Genomic DNA, 20,209 nt, shown 5'->3' with positions numbered 1-20,209 from the left:
CAGCCGCCGTTGCAGCGGGCTTTGGCATGGTGATGGTGTTCCGAGATCGGAACGCCCCTACCGGACACAGCCAGTACCGCCGACCCGGTGCTGCGTTCGGCGAGCCCGGCCCCGGCTGTTCGCAGCGGGGCCGGGATCAGCCCCCGAAGCAAACATCCATCGTTTTCGCGCGCGCCCGACATTTCATTTTGGAATTGGCGTTGGCGCGCGCTCCTGCGGCAGAGTTGGCTGACATGTACAGGGGCCGCTCATGCCGACATTCATCTCCGCCGCGCCGTCAGCCACCGATGCCGCGATGGTGCAAAGATACCTCAATTTTGCGGATTACAACCGCTGGGCCAATGCCCGCCTCTATGCAGCCGCCGCCCGGCTGAGCCCGGATGAGTTTCGCGCCGACCGCGGCGCCTTTTTCGGCTCGGTGTGCGGGACGCTCAATCATCTTCTGGCGACCGACCGCATCTGGCTGCGCCGCATCACCGGCACGGGCGAGGCGCCGGACCGGCTCGACGCCCAGCTTTTCGAGAGCTTCGCCGATCTCGCCGCCGCCCGCGTGGCGGACGATGCACGGATCACCGATCTCGCGGCGTCGCTGACGTCCGAGCGGCTGCTGGCGCCCATCACCTACGCCAATATGACCGGGGCGCAGTTCACCCAGCCGCTCTGGACCGTGCTGGACCACCTGTTCAACCACCAGACCCACCATCGCGGGCAGGTCCACACGCTGCTGACCATCTTGGGCGGTCCGGAAGCTGGCCCCACGATCGACCTCATCGCCCGGCAGCGGGAGACCGACATCGCCCGGCCGCTGTGACGGCCGGGCGGCTCCAACCGAGCTCTATGAACGGGCGTCAGACCAATGCGAGGACGCGGCTCGGCCCGCCCGAGGCGCCCTTGATCTTCGGCCCGCCGACCACCAGCGTCGCGCCCTTGGCCGGGAGTGTGCCAAGATTGCTGGCGGCTTCCACGCCCCAATGGCCGGAGCCTAGCCACTTGTAATGGAAGGCGAAATCCTTCGAGGCGCCATAGTCGAGCGACAGTGTGTCCACCACCACACCGGACGCGCCCTTCTCGATCAGCACCGCCGCGACATCCGGGTGGAAGCCGGGGAAATGCAGCGTCCCGGCGGCATCGGCGTTGCGGAACTTGTCGGTCGCCACCAGCTTGTCCCAGCCGGAATAAAGCGCCACGGCGGCCCCCGGCGGCAGCTTGCCATTCGCCGCCTCATAGGCCGCGATATCCTCGGCCGTGAGCTGATAATCCGGATTCGCCGTCGCCTTGGCCGACACGTCGATCACCGCCAGCGGCACGACCAGCGTGTCGATCGGCAGTTGTTCGGCACTCGGGCCATCCTTGGAGAAGTGGAACGGCGTGTCGAGATGCGTACCGGTATGCTCGTTCACCACCCATTCGTTGAGGTTGAAACCGTCCTTCTCGAAACTGAACAGCTTGCGGATCTCGAGCTGCGGCTTTCCGAAGAAAGTGGGAAAGGACGGGTCAAGCACATGGGTCAGATCCACCACCTTGGAAAAGCTGGTGGTCGTGGCAAAAGCGCCGGCGACGGGCAAGGCGGAGAAGGCTGCTGCCGTCGCGGCCGCGCTCTTGAACAGGCTGCGCCGGGAGAGCTGGCGCGCAACGGCTTCCTGGCAACCGGGAACACACATGGATGGATCTCCTGAGACCTAAAGTATTCGACTAATTTAGTAGGATTCCTGCGGCTGCGTAAAGAGCGCGTGCATTTCGCCCCCGCCCTTCCCCGCGGGCCCTGTCAGCTCCCTCTTCAGCCGCGAGGCACGGCACTTCCCCACCCCATCCCCCTTGCCGCACCGCCCTCCGCGCGGCACAAGACGCGCATGATCACCTTCGACGACATTTCGCTGCGCGTGGCCGGCCGGCTGCTCATCGATCACGCCTCCGTCTTCATCCCCGAGGGCGCGCGGGTCGGCCTGGTCGGGCGCAACGGCACCGGCAAGACGACGCTGTTCCGCGCCATCACCGGCCATTTGTCGCTGGAGACCGGTGACATCCGCCTGCCCGGCGCCGCGCGCATCGGCCAGGTCGCGCAGGAAGCACCTGCCGGGCCCGAGCGGTTGATCGATGTCGTGCTCGCCGCCGATACCGAGCGCGCGCGGCTGCTGAAGGAACGCGAGAGCGCGAGCGATCCGGGCCGCATCGCCGATATCGAGTTGCGCCTCGTCGATATCGACGCCCATGCCGCCCCGGCGCGCGCCGCCCGGATCCTTGCCGGCCTCGGCTTTGATGAGGCGGCGCAACAGCGGGCCTGCGCGGAATTCTCTGGCGGCTGGCGGATGCGCGTGGCGCTCGCCGCCGTGCTGTTCGCCGAGCCCGACCTGCTGCTGCTCGACGAACCCACCAATTATCTCGACCTTGAAGGCACGCTCTGGCTGCAGGACTACCTCGCGCACTACCCGCGCACCGTTCTGATCGTCAGTCATGATCGCGAGCTGCTGAACCAGTCGGTCTCCTTCATTCTGCATCTCGACCAGCGCAAGCTCACCCTGTGGCGCGGCGGCTATGACAGCTTCGAGCGCCAGCGGGCGGACAAGCTGGCCGTGGACCAGAAGGCGCGGATGAAGCAGGAGGCCAAGCGCAAGCATATGGAGGCCTTCGTCCAGCGCTTCCGAGCCAAGGCGACCAAGGCACGGCAGGCCCAGTCCCGCCTGAAGGCGCTGGCGCGCATGGCGCCGATCGCCGAGGCGGTGGGCGAGGCGGCCGCTGCCATCTCCATCCGCCATCCCGAGCGGCAGCTCTCCCCGCCCATCCTGACGCTCGACGGTGTTTCAGCAGGCTATGAGCCGGGCAAGCCGATCCTCAAGAACCTGACGCTGCGCATCGACCATGACGACCGCATCGCCCTGCTCGGCCCGAACGGCAATGGCAAATCCACCTTTGCCAAGCTGATCTCGGATCGGCTGGCCCCGCTCGGCGGGCGCATGGTGAAGGCCGGCGGGCTGGAGATCGCCTATCTCGCCCAGCACCAGCTCGACGAGCTGATCGCCGAGGACACGGTCTATGACCATGTGCGGCGCCTGATGCCGGACGCGCCGGAGGCGAAGGTACGGGCGCGGGCGGCCGAGATGGGATTTTCCGGCGAACCGGCCAACACCAAGATCGCCGCGCTGTCCGGTGGCGAGAAAGCCCGGCTGCTGCTGGGGCTGGCCGCTTTTCGCGGCCCGCATCTGCTCATTCTCGACGAGCCGACCAACCATCTCGACATCGCCGCACGCCAGGCGCTGGTGGAGGCGCTGAACGAGTTTCCCGGCGCGGTGATCCTTATCAGCCATGACCGCTCGCTGCTCGACGCCGCTGCCGAGCGGCTCTGGCTGGTAGCGGACGGCACGGTGCGGCCCTATGAGGGCGATCTCGACGAGTATCAGCAGCTCGTCCTGCGCCGGTCCTCTCCCAAGGAGACGGTCCGGAAAGACGCCGAAGCGAAGCCCGCCGCGCCGAAGCGCCCGGCACTTGGCCCTCTGCGCAAGCAGATCAAGGATGCGGAAGCGGCGATGGCGAAGCTGGAGAAGGAGCTCGCGGAGCTCGACGGCAAGCTCGGCGCGCCCGGCCTTTATGAGAAAGACCCGCGTGAAGCCGCTCGCCTCGCCACCAGCCGTGGCGCCTGTGGCGAAAAGCTGGCCGAGGCGGAGGAGCGCTGGATCACGCTCTCCGCGCAGCTCGAAGAGCTGGAAGCGCAACTCTAGACGATAGCCCCCCGGTCAGACTGTCAGCCGGTCCGCGCGAAAGCGCGCGCCGGGCGGACGCGTGCGCGTTCTATCGCCCGTTGAGCGTCGAGAACACCCGCACGGACGAGCGCGGCCGATGCCTCGTCCTGCGGCTTCACCACGTACCGCACAAAAAGAAACCCCGGCCGCAAGGCCGGGGTTTCCATCACGTCAGAGACTGACGAGATCAGAACGAACGACGGACCGACAGGATGACCTGGTTGAAGTCCGAGGAGTTCACGAGGTTGCCGAAGTCGTCCTCGATCGGGGCGTCGTAGTTGGCTTCGCCGTAGGTGTACTGAGCGACGAAGAGGAGGCCCTTGACCGGGGTCCAGTTCAGGCTGGCGCCGACGTTGAAGAGGCTCATGCTGGAGACCGAACCGTCCCAAGCAGCCGACGGGACGTCGAGCTCGCCGTAGTTACCGAACAGCACGCCGAAGACCGACGGGGTGAAGTAGTGGGTCAGTTCGCCGGCGACAGTCCAGGCCGTGGCGGACTCGTAGTCGCCGGTGGCCGGGTTGTAGTAGGTGTCGGCGAATTCGAAGGTGTTCAGCTGAGCGTAGCTGCCGGTGATGCCGGTGTACTCGATCGCGCCATCGCCGTAGGTGGCTTCGATGTACAGGGTGTCACCCTCGCCGAGAGCGTTCAGGTTGAACTTGACGCCGCCGAGGACGCCCCAACCGATGTCATCGCCGCTCGAGCCCGGGTTGAGAACGTCGTAGTTCTCGTCGTTGATCTGACGGACGACGCCGGAGACCTGGAACCCGCCCCACTCGCCTTCGTAGTTGATGTTACCGACGAGGGCCGGGAGGTCCGAACCAACGTTCGAGTAACCGAAGTCGAGGTCATACACGCCGTTGGAACGGGTGCTGTCGTCTTCGATCGAGATCGTGGCCGTGAAGCCGTTGCCGAAGTCAGCGGTGTAAGCCGCGACGGTGGCGTTCTCGTCCGAGGTCAGCTCAACCGAGTCGATACCCCAAACGTTGTTGTCGGCGTAGTAGTCGTAGAACGACTGAACCTTACCGAAGGTGAAGCCGGCGAACTGGATGTACGCCTTGTCGAGGCTCGGCGAGGTCGAGTCGCCGTAGGTCAGGCGATACTCGAGGTAGGAACGGAGCGTGCCGTACTCGGTCTGGGTGCGGGCGTCCAGACGGATCGCGCCACGGGCCAGGAAGTAGGTGTCGTTCTGCTCGTTCGCCGGGGTGTACGACGTGTCGAGGTAGTTATAGTCGGTCTGCACGAAGCCACCGACCTTGAGGCAGGTGTCGGAGCCGGGGATGTAGTAGAAGCCAGCGCCGTAGGTGGAGCAGATCTTCACATATTCCGCAGCCTTCGCCTTCACAGGCAGATCGGCCGCCGCAGCAGTCCCGACCATCGCGAGCCCGGCGACCGAACCGAGCAGTACATTCTTCATGACCGTCTTCACTTCATTCTCCCCCAAATTGGACCAATGTTGGGTTTTCGATTGTCAGGATCCGCCGCAACCCGCGACATCCGTGGACGATATTGTTTGAAAGCCCTGGGAGGTGCAAAGCCAAAGTGGCTCCAAACAGGCCCTCGGGGCCATTCGGCAACCGAGTGTTGCTATCTGGACACAATTTTCACGGTCCCGGCGGCCGCTTTTCCGCCTGAGGCGGCAAACTAGAAAGCCATGGTAAATCAAGGCTTAACGGGATTCGTCCGTTGGGGCGCTCACTCAGAATGTGGCGATTGGCGCCTTGAAGCGGCCCGGTTTCAGCGCTGGACCCAGCGCCCCTCGGCCGTCTGCTGCCAATAGGCGACGGCGTGTCCGGCCGCCTTTGCGGCGCGCCATTGCGCCCGCGCATGGTCGATTTCGTCGGGATCGGCGCCGTCGAAGAGGTGAATCACCCGGGTATAGGCGCCGATATCGCCGGCCGTGGCGCGCTCAATGAAGAATCGCACGGCCGCACCATTGGGATTCGCCTCTTCCGTGGTGAGGAGAATCGGCTGGCGCGCCGACTCGGGCTGCCGATCCGTGCCGTGCGGCAGGAAGGACGCGTCGTCATAGGTCCAGAGAATCTGGTCGAGCGCGTCGATCCGTTCGGGGGAGGACGCCTGCACGATGCAGCGCCAGCCGCGCTCGAGGCACTTCTCCAGCAATTGCGGAAGGGCGCCCTCAAGCGGACGCCCCTGCAAGTGATAGAAGAAGACCTCGGCCATGCGCGCGATGCCGGCTCAGGCTTCGTAATGATCGGCGACGAACTGGTCGAGCAGCCGCACGCCCCAGCCACCACCCCAGCTGCGGTTGAATTCGCTGGTCGGGGAGTTGATGGCGGTGCCGGCGATGTCGAGGTGCACCCACGGCACATCGCCGACGAAGCGCTTGAGGAACTGCGCCGCGGTGATGGAGCCGCCGAAGCGCCCGCCGGTGTTCTTCATGTCGGCGAACTTCGAATCGACCAGCTTGTCGTAGTCGGGCGACAGCGGCATGCGCCACACCTTCTCGCCGGTCGCCTGCCCGGCGCTGGCCAGCCGCTCGGCCAGCGTGTCGTCATTGGCGAACAGGCCGGCATGCTCGGTGCCGAGCGCGACCATGATGGCGCCGGTGAGCGTGGCGAGGTCGATCATGAACTGCGGCTTGAAGCGCTCCTTGGCGTACCAGAGCACATCGCCGAGCACGAGCCGGCCTTCCGCATCGGTGTTGATGATCTCGATGGTCTGGCCGGACATGGAGGTGACGATGTCGCCGGGGCGCTGGGCGTTGCCGTCCGGCATGTTCTCCACAAGGCCGATCAGGCCGACCGCGTTCACCTTCGCCTTGCGGCTCGCCAGCGCGTGCATGAGGCCGACCACGGCGGCCGCGCCGCCCATGTCACCCTTCATGTCTTCCATGCCGGCTGCCTGCTTGATGGAGATGCCGCCCGTGTCGAACACCACGCCCTTGCCGACGAAGGCGAGCGGGGCCGAATCGTTCTTGGCGCCATTCCAGCGCATCACCACGACGCGGCTCTCCTGAGACGAGCCCTGGCCAACGCCGAGAAGCGCGCCCATGCCGAGCTTCTTCAGATCCTTCTCGCCGAGTACCTCGACATCCACGCCGACCTTGGCGAGGTCGCCCGCGCGCTTGGCGAATTCGGTGGGGGTGAGGACGTTGGCCGGCTCGTTGACCAGGTCGCGAGCGATGATGACGCCCTCGCCCACGCCCTCGCGCTTCTTGAAGGCGCGCTTCGCCGCCGTATCGCTCTCTATATAAAGAGTGACACGCGGCTTCGCGGCGGCGTCATCGGACTTCTTCTTCGTCTTGTAGCGATCGAAGGAATAGGCGCGCAGCTTCATGCCGAGCGCGAACTCGGCCGCCGCCTCGGGCGAGACGGGCCCGCCGGGCAACGCGAACACGATGCCGACCTCCTTGGCCGAGGCCGACAGGCGCCCGAGCGTGGCGCCGCCGAGCTTCAGCCAGTCGAGCGGCTTCAGCTCCTCCGGCTTGCCGACGCCGACGACGATCAGCCGGGTGGCCTCAAGGCCGGTGGGGGCGAGAAGGTCGAGCGCCTTGCCGGACTTGGCGGTGAACCGCTCCGCCTGCGCGGCCCGCGTCACGGTATCGGCGGCGGCGCCGAGCAGCGCGGAAACCTCCGGCGCGAGTACCAGCCCACCCGCTTCGCCGCCCTCCGCCGCAAGCACGACCACCACGCCCTCGAGCGCGGCCGGAATCTTGGCAAAACTGAATTTCACGGTATCGGACATCGGGGGCACCTTGGCTGGGATCGCACGCAGGCCTTCTGTTTAGCCGAATGTGCGTCCGCCGACGAGGCCCGCGCAGCCGCATGGTGAACCGGGTCACCGGGGCGCTGCGTCACCCCGCTCACAAAGTCGCCCTATTTGCACGGCGCCGCGAGGGCGCTTATTGATGAGCCGCTGACGGTCGCCGGGGCGGCGGACGTTACGACGTTGCAACGGGAATCGCCGCTCGATGACTCGACTTGACCGTTACGTGTTCCGCGCGGCCGCCACGGCTTTCATCGGAACGCTGGTCGTCCTTGCCGGCATGATCTGGGTGACGCAGGCGCTGCGCGAGCTCGACATCATGACCACGCAGGGCCAGACCATCCTGGCCTTCGTGTTCATCACCAGCCTGGCCCTGCCCGCGCTCATTCTCGGCCTCGCGCCGGCTGCGCTGTTCATCGCCGTCTCGCACACGCTCTTCCGCATGAACACCGATTCGGAAATCGTGGTGGCGAGTTCCGCCGGCATCTCGACGGCGCGCTTCCTGCGGCCCTTGCTGATCCTCGCGCTTATCGTCGCCGCGCTCTGTACCGCGTTGTCCATGGAGCTGGTGCCGGCCGCGCTGCGGCAGTTCCGTTATGAGATCAGCCGGGTACGCGCCGACGTCGTCGCCTTCATCGCTCAGCCCGGCCGTTTCACGCCGCTGGCGGACGGCATGGTGTTCAATGTGCGCGAGCGCAATTCCAGCGGCGTGCTCGGCGGCATCTTCATCAACGATGCGCGCAACCCGAATGAGGTCAGCACCTACCTCGCCGATCGCGGCCAGGTGGTGGATAGCGCCGAAGGCACCTTCCTGATTCTCGAGGACGGCGCGATCCACCGCCGCACCACCGGCAAGCCGGACAGCAATGTCGTGGAATTCCAGCGCTACGCCTTCGACCTGTCGCCCTTCACCAGCGGGGCCGACAACACGATGTACCGCGCTCCGGAACGCTCCTTCCGCGAATTGCTGAGCCCGGACCCGAACGACCCGGCCTATCAGCGCGATCCCGGCCGCTTCACCGAGGAAATTCACCGCCGCCTGTCGCTGCCGCTCTATGTGCTCGCCTTCTTCGGCATCGCCTGTGCCGCGCTCGCCGAGCCGCGGACGACGCGCGAGGGGCGTGGGCTGGCGCTGGCGGGAACGGCGCCTTTCGTGATCGTGCTGCAGGTGACGAGCTTCGGGCTCATCAATCAGGTGCGCAACAACCCGGACCTCGTGCCCTTCGTGTATCTCGTGCCCGTGGTCTTCATCATCGGCTCTATCCTGTCGCTGAGCGGGCGCTTCAAGCCGCGCATGCCGCGCGCCCTGAGCCTGTATTTCGACCGCATGGCGCAGCGCGTCGTGCGCGCGACCGTGAACTGAGCGCGCCGATGATGATCGCGAATAAATGGGAAGGCGCCCCGTGATCGGCCGCACCCTCGGATTCTATTTCGGCCGCCGGTTCATGAGTTCCGTGCTCGGGATCTTCGTGAGCTGCGTCGTCCTCATCATGATGGTCGACTTCCTGGAGATGTCGCGCCGGGTGGGTGAGCGCGACGTGGATTCGGTCACGCTGCTGGTGCTCATCCTCTACCGGGCGCCCTTCTTCACCGAGCAGCTGCTGCCCTTCGCGGTACTGTTCGGCGCCATCGGCACCTTCCTGACCCTGTCGCGGCGGCTGGAGCTGGTGGTGGCGCGCGCGGCCGGCATCTCGGCCTGGCAGTTTCTCTTCCCGGCCTGCCTGCTGGCGGTGCTGCTGGGGGTGTTTTCCACAACCGTCTACAATCCGATGTCCGCCGAGTTCAAGGAACGGGCGAACAAGATCGAGGCGGAGATTTTCAACCGTCAGACGGGCCTGTTCGCCTCGACCGGCGGCGGGTTCTGGATCCGCCAGCAGAGCGTCGACGGGCAGGCCATCATCCAGGCCGGCGCCAAGGTCGATGGCGGGCGGCAGCTCTCCGGCGTTAACGTTTTCTTGTTTGGTCCGGATGGCAAGCTGCAGGAGCGCATCGAAGCGCGCAACGCCACCCTCGAAGACGGAGCCTGGCGACTGAGCGAAGCCCGGGTCTTAACCCCCGGTCTAGGTTTGCAGTCGTACGATACGTACATGGTCGCCACGAATCTCACGCCGAATCAGATCGAGGAAACGCTGCAGAGCGATACCGTCCCGTTCTGGAACCTGCCCGGCGCGATCGAGGCTGCGCGACGCGTCGGCTTCGGTGTGGAACGCTACCGGCTGCAGTATCAGGCGCTGCTCGCGCGGCCCATGCTGCTGCTGGCGATGGTGCTGATCGCGGCCTCCGTCAGCCTGCGCGTGTTCCGGTTCGGCGGGATCGGTCAGACGATTCTCGGTGGCGTGGCCGCCGGCTTTCTGCTTTATGTGTTCACTAAGCTCGCCGAGGATCTCGGTGAGGCCGGGATCGTGCATCCCATTATTGCAGCGTGGTTTCCAGCGGTCGTTGGGGCATTGATGGGCGTACTCATCCTGCTTCACCGGGAGGACGGATGAAGGTCGGCAACCCCTTGGCCGGCCAGGCGGACACGGTGGTCTCGCGGCATAAGCGCCGTCTGGTCACCTCCGCTTGTTGGCTGTTCTTCACGGTAGTCATTGGCTCGCTGGGCGTCGTTGCCTCGGCGCCGGATGCGTTCGCGCAGGCGCAGACCAACGCCAACTCGGCGGCCCGTGAAATGCTGGCCCAGCGCCAGCCTACCGATCCCGATGCCAAGATGCTCGTGACCGCCGATGAGCTGGTCTACGACTACAATCGCAATGAGGTCATCGCGGACGGCAACGTCCAGATCTATTACGACGGTGCCGTGCTCGAGGCGAAGCGGGTGGTCTATGACCGCACCGGCCAGCGCCTGCGTGCCGAAGGCGGCGTGCGCCTCAAGGACAAGGACGGCAAGGTCATCTCGGCCGAGAGCCTCGACCTGTCCCAGCAGTTCACCGACGGCTTCGTCAATTCGCTGCGGATCGACACGCCGGACAACATGCATTTCGCCGCCGCGCGGGCCGACCGCACGGGGGGCGACACCACGGTCATGACCAGCGGCGCCTACACGCCCTGCGAACCGTGCAAGACCGATCCGACCAAGCCGCCCATGTGGCAGATCAAGGCCGCCCGGATCATCCATAAGGAAAAGGAACAGACGATCTATTTCGAGAGCGCCCGCCTCGAATTCCTCGGCGTTCCGATCGCCTGGGTGCCCTATATGTCGGCGCCCGATCCGACGGTGAAGCGCAAGTCCGGCTTCCTGATCCCGCAATTCATCAACACCAGCGAGATCGGCTACGGCGTCACGATTCCCTATTTCTGGAACATCGCGCCCAATATGGACGTGACGTTCTCGCCGATGTTCCTCACCAAGCAGGGCGTGCTGCTCGACGGCACCTTCCGGCATCGGCTTGAGACCGGCATCTACAGCATCCGCGCGGCGGGCATCGAGCAGGAAGACAAGGACGCCTTCCTCGGCGAGCCCGGCTATCGCGACCAGCGCGGCATGATCGAGACCCACGGCCGTTTCAATATCAACGAGCAGTGGTACTGGGGTTGGGATGGCTGGTTGACCTCCGACAAGACCTTCATGGAGGACTACAACCTCATCAACGACTCCAAGAAGGAAGTGACGTCGCAGCTCTACATCGTCGGCCAGGGCGACCGCAGCTATTTCGACGCGCGCCTGCAGTACTTCACCGGCCTGACGTCCTATGACATCCAGGACCAGCAGCCGACGGTTGCGGTGATCGACTACAGCAAGACGCTGGACAAATCGGTTTTCGGCGGCGAGTTCAGCTACGACTTCAACATGATCAGCCTGACGCGGAACGAGATCGATATCCGCGCGACCTCCTCGGAATATGCGGCGACGAATGTCACGCAGGGCCCGATCAACGAGTGCGACCTGTCGACGATGAGCGCGGACCCGGCGGTCCAGCGTGAGAACTGCCTGATGCGCGGCATGGCCGGCAGCTACACCCGCGTGTCGGGCGTGGCGAACTGGCGCCGCACCTTCATCGACACGGCCGGCCAGTCATGGACGCCGTTCCTGAATGTCCAGCTCGACGCTGCCCAGGTTGACCCGGAGCCGCAGGACTATCCCTGGCTGTCCGCCGACAGCGAGTCGCTGGTGCGTGCCATGCCGGCGGTGGGTCTGGAATATCGCTACCCGTTCATTGCCGTGCAGAGCTGGGGCACTCAGACGCTGGAGCCGATCGCCCAGCTCATCGTGCGCCCCAACGAAACCGATATCGGCAAGTTCCCGAACGAAGACGCCCAGAGCCTGATCTTCGACGACACCAACCTGTTCGAGATCAACAAGTACTCGGGCTATGACCGGGTCGAAGGCGGCACCCGCGCCAATGTGGGCCTGCAATACACCGCCAACATCCGCGGCGCCGGCCAGGTGAACGCGCTGTTCGGCCAGTCCTACCAGCTCGCCGGCCAGAACTCGTACGCCTATTACGACATGGCCAATACGGGTGCGGATTCGGGCCTGGAGGACGACGTCTCCGACTATGTCGCCCGCCTCTATTGGGCGCCGAACAAGAACTTCGCCCTCATCAACCGCTTCCGCTTCGACAATGACGACTGGGGCGTCGAGCGCTACGAGCTGGAAGGTCGGGCGACCGTCAACCAGCTCACGCTGTCGGCGACCTACGGCCTCTACGCCGCGCAGCCGGAGCTCGGCTATTATGACGAGCGCCAGGGCGTGCTCGGCACCGGCCAGCTCAAGCTCAATGAGAATTGGAGCCTGCTGGCGGCGTCGCGGTACAATCTGCATGAGAACGAGATCGACTACTCGCTCTTCGGTGTCTCCTATGCGGATGACTGCTTCGGTCTGACCCTGTCCTACAAGTCGGATTACACCGAGAGCGGCAACCGCGAGCGGGTGGACACGGTGCTGCTGACGATCAGCCTGCGCACGCTGGGCCAGGCGGGCTTCTCCTCCCAGGTCGGCTCCACCATGACCTCGGGTGAGTGAGAGCGGACAGCCGACGGTTCGGATCCGTGAACGTGGCGTCGTATTGACGCCACAACCGCTGGTCAGAAGAACCGCACGGCCTTTTGGCGATGCCGATGGCGGGTGCGGATCCTCGGATCAGCGAGAGGGGTATGAGGCGGACATGACCATGCGGAGCGTGCACGGCACCTCGAAGCGCGGAACCGGCGCAGGACGCGGCAGGGAACGCGGCGCGGCGTTGCGCCTTTTGGCGCCCTTCCTGCTGTCGACCGCCCTTGGCCTCACCGCCATGTCGCTCGCCCCGGCACCGGCCGCCGCCCAGCAGGTTCTGGTACTGGTGCAGGGACAGCCGATCACCAGCTTCGACGTCAGCCAGCGCATCAAGCTCGCCCAGCTCACCGAGCGCACCAATCTCAGCCAGAAGCAGGCGCTCGAAGACCTCATCGACGAGAAGCTGAAGATCGCCACCGCCCAGCGCTACGGCATCACCGCCGACACCGATGACGTGAACAAGCTGTTCAGCCAGATGGCGAGCCGCAGCGGCCGCAACGCCGAACAGCTCACCGACGCCCTCGCCTCCTCCGGCCTCAGCGCACAGACGCTGAAGGACAAGATGCGCGCCGACTATGTCTGGAACAGCTATGTGCGCGGGCGCTTCTCTTCCGTCACCACGGTGCGCGATTCCGACGTGTTCGCGGCGCTGGAGACGAAGGGTGAGGATCTGACCAAGGCCCAGCGCACCACCGAATACACCGTCCGGCAGATCGTGCTCGTGGTCTCGCGCACCGCGCCCGATGCCAGCCGCGCCCAGCGGATGGCCGAGGCCAATGCCCTGCGCAAGCGGTTCACCAATTGCGAGAGCGGCGTCGCCGATGCCCGCGCGCTGAAGGAGACCGTGGTGCGCGATCCCGTCATCCGCACCTCGGCCGACATGAGCGCGCCGCTGCGCAAGGTGATGGACGAGATTCCCGTAGGCCAGACCACGGCCCCCGAGGTCACCCGCGCCGGCATCGAGATGGTCGCCATCTGCGCGCGCCGCGAGATCGTCGGCGAAAGCGCGCAGAAGCGCGAGGTGAAGCAGGAGCTGCAGACCAAGCAGTTCGACGCGCTCTCCCGCCGCCTGCTGGACGAGGCCCGCAAGCAGGCGATGATCCAGTACCGCTGACACCATGCCCGAGCGCCCCGCGCCCTCCCCCGCCCTCGCGCTGACGCTCGGCGAACCTGCCGGTATCGGACCCGACATCGCCCTGCTCGCCTGGGAGCACCGGGCCGCGCTGGAGCTGCCGGCCTTTTTCGTCACCGGCGATCCCGCCTGCCTGCGCGCCCGTGCGGACCAGCTCGGCGTGCCCGCTGTCATTCGCCCCTGCACGCCGGAAGAGGCCTCCAACCTTTTTGCCGATGTGCTGCCGGTGGTGCCCGCCGGCCCCGTCGTCACCGCGCAGCCCGGCACGCCGGATGCGACGAGCGGCCCGGCCGCCAAGGCGGCGATCGACGCGGCGGTGCGGCTGGTGCAGGCCGGCCGGGCGAGCGCCGTCGTCACCAATCCCATCGCCAAATCGGTGCTCTACAGTGCCGGCTTCGCCTTTCCCGGCCATACCGAGTATCTTGCGCACCTCGCCGGCGATGCCACGCTGCGGCCGGTGATGATGATCTGGTCGCCGGAACTGGCCGTCATCCCCGCCACTATCCACATCCCGGTCGCCGAGATCGCCTCCCAACTGACGACCGAACTGCTGGTCGAGACCGGCCGCATCGCCGCGCGCGACCTGGAGCAGCGCTTCGGCATCGCCCGCCCGCGCCTCGCCTTTTGCGGGCTCAACCCGCATGCCGGCGAGCACGGCACGATCGGGCGGGAGGATGAGGAGATCACCCGGCCGGCCGTCGCGGCGCTGCGGGCCGAGGGGATCGACGCCCGCGGTCCCTTCCCGGCCGATACGCTGTTCCACGCCAAGGCGCGCGCGGGCTATGACGTGGTGATCGGCGCCTATCACGATCAGGTTCTGGCGCCGGTGAAGACGCTGGCCTTCGACCGCGCGGTGAATGTGACGCTCGGCCTGCCCTTTATCCGCACCTCGCCGGACCATGGCACGGCTTTCGACATTGCCGGCACGGGCTCGGCCGATCCGTCGAGCCTCATCGAGGCGCTGCGCCTTGCCCGCCGGCTCGCCGATGTCGACCGCGCGGCCCTGGCCGCCACCTCTGTCGAGCGCGTGCCGGCATGAGCGGGATCGACAATCTTCCGCCGCTGCGCGAGGTCATCCGGGAGCATGGGCTCTCGGCGCTGAAGTCGCTCGGCCAGAATTTCCTGCTCGACCTCAACCTCACCTCGAAGATCGCCCGCACCGCTGGCCGGCTCGACGGGGTGACGGTGATCGAGGTCGGCCCCGGCCCCGGCGGGCTCACCCGCGCCATTCTCGCCCTCGGCCCGCAGAAGGTTGTCGCCATTGAGCGCGACTCGCGCTGCATCGCGGCGCTGGGCGAAGTCGCCGCGCACTATCCCGGCAAGCTGGCGGTGGTGGAGGGCGACGCGCTGGAGGCCGATTATCGCGCGCTGGTGCCCGAGGGCGGACGCGCCGTCATCATCGCCAACCTGCCCTATAATGTCGCGACGCCACTGCTGATCGGCTGGCTCTCCGGGCCCTGGCCGGCCTGGTATGAGAGCCTGACGCTGATGTTCCAGCGCGAGGTAGCCGAGCGCATCGTCGCCGCGCCGGGCACCAATCATTATGGCCGCCTCGCGATCCTCACAGGCTGGCGGGCCACGGCGCGCATCGCCTTCGACGTGCCGGCCTCCGCCTTCGTGCCGGCGCCCAAGGTCACGTCCTCGGTCGTCCACATCATCCCGCGCCCGGCGCCGCTGGCTTGCGATCTGAAGGCGCTGGAGCGGGTGACGGAGGCAGCCTTCGGCCAGCGCCGCAAGATGCTGCGCCAGTCACTCAAGAGCCTCGGCGTCGACACCATGGCGCTTCTGGAGGCCGCCGGCCTGCCCCCCACCGAACGGGCCGAGCAGATCCCGGTCGAGGGGTTTGTCGCACTGGCCAATGCCTGGGTGGCGATGCGGGCATCAACGCCGAAGGGCTGACGGTCTCCGACAGACGAGTCCCTCAGTCCGTCATCCCGGACGGCCGGAGGCCGATCCGGGATCGCGTGGGATCGGAGAGCGATCCCGGCTCTCCGGCTCCGCCTGCGGCCGGGATGACGGATTGTTTTCAGTCCGTCAGCGTCGCCAGTTCCTCGTCCAGCCGCTCGATCACCGGCGCGAGGCCGACCTGGCGCTCGCGGCGCAGGCGCTCGGCCAAGAGGATGTTGCGCAGATTGGCGAAGGTGCTGTTCAGGTCTTCATTGACCAGCACGTAATTGTAGTCCTGCCAGTGCGCGATCTCGGTGCGGGCGTTCTTCAGCCGCTTCTCGATCACGCCGGAGGCGTCCTCCGCCCGGCGCTCCAGCCGCATCTTCAGCTCATGCGCCGAGGGCGGCAGGATGAACACGCCGACGATATCCTCGGGCATGCGGGCATAAAGCTGCTCGGCACCCTGATAGTCGATGTCGAACAGCACATCGCGCCCGGTCGCAAGCGCCGCTTCCACCGGCTCGCGCGGCGTGCCGTAGAAATTGCCATGCACCTCGGCATGTTCGAGCAGGTCTCCGGCATCGCGCATCTTCTCGAAGCGGTCGCGGGTGAGGAAGTGGTAATGCACCCCCTCCACCTCGCTCGGCCGGCGCTCGCGCGTGGTGACGGAGACCGAGAGATAGATGTCCGGGTTCTGCTCCAGCAGGAGCCGGGCCAGCGTCGACTTGCCCGCGCCCGAGGGCGAGGACAGGATCAGCATGAGGCCTCGGCGGGCAACGTTGGAATGCTTCATGCGCCTCACTCGATGTTCTGAACCTGCTCGCGGAACTGCTCCACCACGCCCTTCAGCTCGAGGCCGATGGCGGTGAGCGACACGTCGTTCGCCTTGGAGCAGAGCGTGTTGGTCTCGCGGTTGAATTCCTGGGCGAGGAAGTCGAGCTTGCGCCCGACCGCGCCGCCCTCCGTCAGCATGGCGCGGGCGGCGGCAACATGGGCGACCAGCCGGTCGAGTTCCTCGCGCACATCCACCTTCGCCGCCAGCATCAAGGCTTCCTGATGCAGCCGGTCGGGGTCGAAATTGGCGCCGGTGTCCAGAAGCGTGCGGATCTGCTCGCCGAGCTTGGCGCGGATCGCCTCCGGCCGGCGCGCCGGGTTTGCCTCGGCGGCGGCGGTCAGCCGCTCGATGCCGTCGAGCCGCTCATTGAGCACCAGCCCGAGCGCCGCGCCTTCCTTGGCGCGCATGGCGACCAGTTCGGATATGGCGCGCTCGAATCCTTCCGTCACCGCCGCTTCGACAGCGCCGCGCTCGGCTTCGCTGTCCTGCGTCTCGCTGACCTCCAGCACGCCCTTGAGCGACAGCAGGCTTTCCAGCCGCACCGGCGGGGCGTCGAGATCGCGCGCGACGGTGGCGACCGAGGCGGCGACCGCCCGCAGCAGCGGTTCATTGACGGTGACGCTCACCGCCGAATCGGCCCGGGTCATGGAGAGGGTAGCGTTGACGTTGCCGCGGGCGAGCGCGCGCGAGGCGATCTGCTTCAGCGGGATATCGAGCCCGTCCCAGCCCGTGGGCAGGCGCAGGCGCACATCGAGGCCCTTGCCGTTCACCGACTTCACTTCCCAGGTCCAGTGCCATGCGCCGGCCTGTCCCTGGGTGCGGGCAAAGCCCGTCATGCTGGCAAGCGCCATGCTGTCTCCCCTGCCGCGCACCGTCGCGGCGTGCCGCGCACCAATGCGGCGCGCGGACCATAACGGCGGTGCCCCGACGCCTCAAGAAGAAGAGCCGCGTACCGCCTAGTTGATGTCGGTGGTCGTCCCGGTATTGCCGGAGATGCCGGCGGGCTGGCTGGACGGGTCGATCTTGCGGTCGCGCTCGATCTGCCGCCAGCGCGCGACGTTGCGGTTGTGCTGGTCCAGCGTCTCGGCGAAGGCGTGGCCGCCCGAGCCATCCGCCACGAAATAGAGCGCCTTCGACTTGGCGGGATTGGCGGTGGCCTCCAGCGAGGCGCGGCCGGGATTGCCGATCGGGCCCGGCGGCAGTGCCGGTATGGTGTAGGTGTTGAACGGCGTCGGCGTGGTGATGTCGGCCCGCGTGATCGGCCGGTCCAGCCGCCCCTTGCCGCGCACCAGCCCGTAGATGATCGTCGGGTCGGATTGCAGCTTCATCTTCTTGTTGAGGCGGTTGATGAACACCGCCGCGACTTCGGGCCGCTCCTGCGCCACGCCGGTCTCCTTCTCGACGATGGAAGCGAGGATGACCAGCTCCTCCGGCGACTTGAGCGGGATGGACGGATCGCGCTTCTCCCAGATTTCCTTCAGCAGCGCGTCCTGCGTGCGGGCCATGCGGCGCAGCACGTCCTCGCGCGAGGTGCCGCGCGTCACCTTGTAGGTGTCCGGCATCAGGCTGCCCTCGCGGGGCACCTGGCGGATGGCGCCGGACAGTTCCTCGATTTCCAGCAGCCGCTGCACGATCTGGTCGGAGGTCAGCCCCTCGGGAATGGTGACGTTGTATTCGATCACCTTGCCGGAGACGATGGTGTCCAGCACCTGCCGGATCGAGGCGCGTCCGGCGAATTCATACTCGCCCGCCTTGAGCTTGCCGGAGGAGCGCGTGCCCACGGCCGCGCCGACGAACACCCATTTGTCGTCGATCACCCCGCGCTTCACCAGAAGATCGGCAATGTCCATCAGGCCCGATTCGCCGGGAATAATGATCGCCGTGTCCTGCGGCAGCGGGCCCGGCGCGTCATAGCGCTTGAGGCCGATCCACAGCGCCCCGCCCCCGAGCAGGATCGCCATCAGAAGAAGGGTGAAGATCGCGCTGCCCGCCACCACCAGTGGATGGCCGGCACGCTTGGAGGCGCGGCGGTTCTTGACCGGCTTGGCAGCGGGATTGACGGCCGTCTCCGTGGCCGGCGCAGGCGCCGTCGCGCTCGACGCCGCGGGCGGCGTCTCGGCGGGAACGGGCGTCGGCGGGGGAGGAGTCTGATCGATCATCGGGTGCCTCGCCTGGCGTCCGCGGGCGGCGCAACGCACAGGCAGACTACCCTTGAATATGGCGAAAGCGGGAACCCGGCGCGGGGAAAAGCCCGGCTTTTCCCCTGCGTCCGCCCCGCTCCGCTCAGTTCGTGTAGCGCTTGAACACCAGCGACGCGTTGGTACCGCCGAAGCCGAAGGAGTTCGACAGCGCGTAATCAATGGTGCGCTGACGCGGCGTGTGCGGCACGAGGTCGATGGGTGTCTCGACCGACGGGTTGTCGAGGTTCAACGTCGCCGGGGCGATCTGGTCGCGGATGGCGAGCAGCGAGAAGATCGCCTCCACCGCGCCGGCCGCGCCGAGCAGGTGGCCGATGGCCGACTTGGTCGACGACATCGACACCTTGGCGGCGGCGTTGCCCAGCAGGCGCTGAACCGCGCCAAGCTCGATCGTGTCGGCCATGGTCGAGGTGCCATGGGCGTTGATGTAGTCGAGATCGCCCGCCGTGATGCCGGCCCGCTTCAGCGCCGCCTGCATGCAGCGATAGGCGCCGTCGCCGTCCTCGGAGGGGGCGGTGATGTGGTAGGCGTCGCCCGACATGCCGTAGCCGACGACCTCGCCATAAATCTTCGCGCCGCGCGCCAGAGCGTGCTCCAGCGCCTCGACCACGACGACGCCAGCGCCCTCGCCCATCACGAAGCCGTCGCGGTCCGCGTCATAGGGGCGCGAGGCCTTGGCCGGCGTGTCGTTATAGCTGGTGGAGAGCGCACGGCAGGCGGCGAAGCCCGCGAGCGCCAGCCGGTTGATCGGCGATTCGGTGCCGCCGGCGACCATCACATCCGCGTCGCCGAAGGCGACGAGACGGGCGGCGTCGCCAATGGCGTGCGCTCCGGTCGAGCAGGCGGTGACGACCGCGTGATTCGGCCCCTTGAGACCGTGCGCGATCGAGACATAACCGCCCGCGAGATTGATCAGGCGGCCAGGAATGAAGAAGGGGGATACGCGGCGCGGACCACGCTCCTGCAGCAGCAGGCTGGTCTCGGCGATGCCCTGAAGGCCGCCAATGCCGGAGCCGATGAGCACGCCGGAGGCGCACTGGTCCTCATAGGAGGTCGGATGCCAATCGGCATCGTCCAGCGCCTGCTTGGCGGCGGCCATCGCGTAAACGATGAACTCGTCGACCTTGCGCTGTTCCTTCGGCTCCATCCACTGGTCGGGATTATAGGTGCCGTCGGAGCCGTCGCCGCGCGGAATCTGGCAGGCGATCTTGGCGGGAAGGTCGGAGACCTCGAAATTCTCGACGCGGCCAGCGCCACTCTCACCGGCCAGCAGCCGCTTCCAGGTGGCATCCACGCCGCATCCAAGCGGCGTCACCATGCCGAGGCCGGTAACGACAACACGTCTCATCCGATGTCTCCGGATAGCGTCACACAAGAAAACGCTGCGACGGGCGGACCGTCGCAGCGTGCTGAACGGGCCTCAGGCCGCGTTCTTTTCCAGGAACTTGATGGCATCGCCGACCGTCAGGATGGTCTCGGCGGCGTCATCAGGGATCTCGCAGTTGAAGGCCTCTTCAAAGGCCATGACCAGCTCGACCGTATCGAGGCTGTCCGCGCCGAGATCGTCGATGAAGCTCGCATTCTCGGTGACCTTCTCGGCTTCAACGCCCAGATGCTCGGCCACAATCTTCTTCACGCGCTCGGCAATATCGCTCATCGGTCCACCCTCGTCCGTATCCGGAGGTTGCTACGTTGTTCCAAATT

At 66.5% G+C, this 20,209-nt stretch carries 17 protein-coding genes; 8 read left to right on the top strand and 9 right to left on the bottom strand.

What is annotated here, in order from left to right:
* Positions 1–295 precede the first annotated feature (295 nt).
* Positions 296–811 carry a DinB family protein gene (locus AncyloWKF20_RS02685; RefSeq protein WP_279317861.1) on the top strand — a complete coding sequence of 172 codons (516 nt, stop codon included), beginning with the start codon at positions 296–298 and terminating at the stop codon, positions 809–811.
* 37 nt (positions 812–848) lie between these two features.
* Here AncyloWKF20_RS02685 and AncyloWKF20_RS02680 read toward each other — a convergent pair whose 3' ends face one another.
* The gene (locus tag AncyloWKF20_RS02680; protein WP_279316419.1) at positions 849–1,661 is read right to left on the bottom strand and encodes a cyclase family protein; all 813 of its coding nucleotides are present in this window, start codon (positions 1,659–1,661) and stop codon (positions 849–851) included.
* Positions 1,662–1,850: 189 nt separating this feature from the next.
* On the opposite strand from AncyloWKF20_RS02680, the gene AncyloWKF20_RS02675 reads away from it, so the two are divergent.
* A complete protein-coding gene (locus AncyloWKF20_RS02675; RefSeq protein WP_279316418.1) occupies positions 1,851–3,713 on the top strand; it encodes an ABC-F family ATP-binding cassette domain-containing protein in 1,863 nt (620 codons plus the stop codon).
* A 208-nt stretch (positions 3,714–3,921) separates the two neighbouring features.
* Here the strand turns inward: AncyloWKF20_RS02675 and AncyloWKF20_RS02670 are convergent, their stop codons facing one another.
* The 3 genes from AncyloWKF20_RS02670 to AncyloWKF20_RS02660 all read right to left on the bottom strand — a co-directional run bounded on the left by AncyloWKF20_RS02670 (position 3,922) and on the right by AncyloWKF20_RS02660 (position 7,439).
* Positions 3,922–5,160 (bottom strand): porin, encoded by a 1,239-nt coding sequence (locus tag AncyloWKF20_RS02670; RefSeq protein WP_279316417.1) that lies wholly within the window; start codon positions 5,158–5,160, stop codon positions 3,922–3,924.
* A 308-nt stretch (positions 5,161–5,468) separates the two neighbouring features.
* Complete coding sequence (locus AncyloWKF20_RS02665) at positions 5,469–5,915, bottom strand: DNA polymerase III subunit chi (RefSeq protein ID WP_267582962.1); 447 nt, start codon at positions 5,913–5,915, stop codon at positions 5,469–5,471.
* A gap of 15 nt (positions 5,916–5,930) precedes the next feature.
* On the bottom strand, positions 5,931–7,439 hold the full coding sequence (locus tag AncyloWKF20_RS02660) for a leucyl aminopeptidase (RefSeq protein ID WP_279316416.1): 1,509 nt from the start codon (positions 7,437–7,439) through the stop codon (positions 5,931–5,933).
* Between the two features lie 226 nt (positions 7,440–7,665).
* Here AncyloWKF20_RS02660 and lptF point away from each other — a divergent pair, with 226 nt between their 5' ends.
* From lptF to rsmA, 6 genes are all read left to right on the top strand, one after another.
* The gene (gene lptF, locus AncyloWKF20_RS02655; RefSeq protein WP_279316415.1) at positions 7,666–8,823 is read left to right on the top strand and encodes an LPS export ABC transporter permease LptF; all 1,158 of its coding nucleotides are present in this window, start codon (positions 7,666–7,668) and stop codon (positions 8,821–8,823) included.
* 40 nt (positions 8,824–8,863) lie between these two features.
* Positions 8,864–9,949 (top strand): LPS export ABC transporter permease LptG, encoded by a 1,086-nt coding sequence (gene lptG, locus AncyloWKF20_RS02650; RefSeq protein WP_279316414.1) that lies wholly within the window; start codon positions 8,864–8,866, stop codon positions 9,947–9,949.
* Positions 9,946–12,423, top strand: coding sequence for an LPS-assembly protein LptD (locus tag AncyloWKF20_RS02645; RefSeq protein WP_279316413.1), 2,478 nt, complete (start codon positions 9,946–9,948; stop codon positions 12,421–12,423). The genes lptG and AncyloWKF20_RS02645 overlap by 4 nt, the downstream gene beginning before the upstream one ends.
* Positions 12,424–12,565: 142 nt before the next feature.
* Positions 12,566–13,567: a peptidylprolyl isomerase gene (locus AncyloWKF20_RS02640; protein ID WP_279316412.1), complete on the top strand. Its 1,002-nt coding sequence runs from the start codon at positions 12,566–12,568 to the stop codon at positions 13,565–13,567.
* Positions 13,568–13,571: 4 nt separating this feature from the next.
* Positions 13,572–14,624, top strand: a complete 1,053-nt coding sequence (gene pdxA / locus AncyloWKF20_RS02635) for a 4-hydroxythreonine-4-phosphate dehydrogenase PdxA (RefSeq protein ID WP_279316411.1) — start codon at positions 13,572–13,574, stop codon at positions 14,622–14,624.
* Positions 14,621–15,484: a 16S rRNA (adenine(1518)-N(6)/adenine(1519)-N(6))-dimethyltransferase RsmA gene (gene rsmA, locus AncyloWKF20_RS02630; RefSeq protein WP_279316410.1), complete on the top strand. Its 864-nt coding sequence runs from the start codon at positions 14,621–14,623 to the stop codon at positions 15,482–15,484. The genes pdxA and rsmA overlap by 4 nt, the downstream gene beginning before the upstream one ends.
* 127 nt (positions 15,485–15,611) lie before the next feature.
* On the opposite strand, the gene gmk is transcribed toward rsmA, so the two are convergent.
* The 5 genes from gmk to AncyloWKF20_RS02605 all read right to left on the bottom strand — a co-directional run bounded on the left by gmk (position 15,612) and on the right by AncyloWKF20_RS02605 (position 20,162).
* Positions 15,612–16,265 (bottom strand): guanylate kinase, encoded by a 654-nt coding sequence (gene gmk, locus AncyloWKF20_RS02625; RefSeq protein WP_279316409.1) that lies wholly within the window; start codon positions 16,263–16,265, stop codon positions 15,612–15,614.
* A 5-nt stretch (positions 16,266–16,270) separates the two neighbouring features.
* On the bottom strand, positions 16,271–17,158 hold the full coding sequence (locus AncyloWKF20_RS02620; protein ID WP_279316408.1) for a YicC/YloC family endoribonuclease: 888 nt from the start codon (positions 17,156–17,158) through the stop codon (positions 16,271–16,273).
* A gap of 105 nt (positions 17,159–17,263) precedes the next feature.
* The gene (gene mltG / locus AncyloWKF20_RS02615) at positions 17,264–18,466 is read right to left on the bottom strand and encodes an endolytic transglycosylase MltG (RefSeq protein WP_279316407.1); all 1,203 of its coding nucleotides are present in this window, start codon (positions 18,464–18,466) and stop codon (positions 17,264–17,266) included.
* 124 nt (positions 18,467–18,590) lie between these two features.
* Positions 18,591–19,853 (bottom strand): beta-ketoacyl-ACP synthase II, encoded by a 1,263-nt coding sequence (gene fabF / locus AncyloWKF20_RS02610; protein WP_279316406.1) that lies wholly within the window; start codon positions 19,851–19,853, stop codon positions 18,591–18,593.
* Positions 19,854–19,925: 72 nt separating this feature from the next.
* Complete coding sequence (locus AncyloWKF20_RS02605) at positions 19,926–20,162, bottom strand: acyl carrier protein (RefSeq protein ID WP_203191689.1); 237 nt, start codon at positions 20,160–20,162, stop codon at positions 19,926–19,928.
* Positions 20,163–20,209: the final 47 nt, after the last annotated feature.

Source organism: Ancylobacter sp. WKF20, from assembly GCF_029760895.1.
Taxonomy (GTDB): domain Bacteria; phylum Pseudomonadota; class Alphaproteobacteria; order Rhizobiales; family Xanthobacteraceae; genus Ancylobacter.
The sequence above is the reverse complement of the archived record's forward strand: the minus strand, read 5'-3'. Positions and strand labels throughout refer to the sequence as shown.

What these genes read in the sequence shown, in the direction of transcription:
- AncyloWKF20_RS02620 (WP_279316408.1), bottom strand. Translation starts at nt 17,158, where the DNA reads ATGGCGCTTGCCAGCATGACGGGCTTTGCCCGCACCCAGGGACAGGCC.
- AncyloWKF20_RS02665 (WP_267582962.1), bottom strand. Translation starts at nt 5,915, where the DNA reads ATGGCCGAGGTCTTCTTCTATCACTTGCAGGGGCGTCCGCTTGAGGGC.
- AncyloWKF20_RS02605 (WP_203191689.1), bottom strand. Translation starts at nt 20,162, where the DNA reads ATGAGCGATATTGCCGAGCGCGTGAAGAAGATTGTGGCCGAGCATCTG.
- AncyloWKF20_RS02660 (WP_279316416.1), bottom strand. Translation starts at nt 7,439, where the DNA reads ATGTCCGATACCGTGAAATTCAGTTTTGCCAAGATTCCGGCCGCGCTC.
- AncyloWKF20_RS02675 (WP_279316418.1), top strand. Translation starts at nt 1,851, where the DNA reads ATGATCACCTTCGACGACATTTCGCTGCGCGTGGCCGGCCGGCTGCTC.
- pdxA (WP_279316411.1), top strand. Translation starts at nt 13,572, where the DNA reads ATGCCCGAGCGCCCCGCGCCCTCCCCCGCCCTCGCGCTGACGCTCGGC.
- fabF (WP_279316406.1), bottom strand. Translation starts at nt 19,853, where the DNA reads ATGAGACGTGTTGTCGTTACCGGCCTCGGCATGGTGACGCCGCTTGGA.
- mltG (WP_279316407.1), bottom strand. Translation starts at nt 18,466, where the DNA reads ATGATCGATCAGACTCCTCCCCCGCCGACGCCCGTTCCCGCCGAGACG.
- gmk (WP_279316409.1), bottom strand. Translation starts at nt 16,265, where the DNA reads ATGAAGCATTCCAACGTTGCCCGCCGAGGCCTCATGCTGATCCTGTCC.
- lptF (WP_279316415.1), top strand. Translation starts at nt 7,666, where the DNA reads ATGACTCGACTTGACCGTTACGTGTTCCGCGCGGCCGCCACGGCTTTC.
- AncyloWKF20_RS02640 (WP_279316412.1), top strand. Translation starts at nt 12,566, where the DNA reads ATGACCATGCGGAGCGTGCACGGCACCTCGAAGCGCGGAACCGGCGCA.
- rsmA (WP_279316410.1), top strand. Translation starts at nt 14,621, where the DNA reads ATGAGCGGGATCGACAATCTTCCGCCGCTGCGCGAGGTCATCCGGGAG.
- AncyloWKF20_RS02685 (WP_279317861.1), top strand. Translation starts at nt 296, where the DNA reads ATGGTGCAAAGATACCTCAATTTTGCGGATTACAACCGCTGGGCCAAT.
- AncyloWKF20_RS02680 (WP_279316419.1), bottom strand. Translation starts at nt 1,661, where the DNA reads ATGTGTGTTCCCGGTTGCCAGGAAGCCGTTGCGCGCCAGCTCTCCCGG.
- AncyloWKF20_RS02645 (WP_279316413.1), top strand. Translation starts at nt 9,946, where the DNA reads ATGAAGGTCGGCAACCCCTTGGCCGGCCAGGCGGACACGGTGGTCTCG.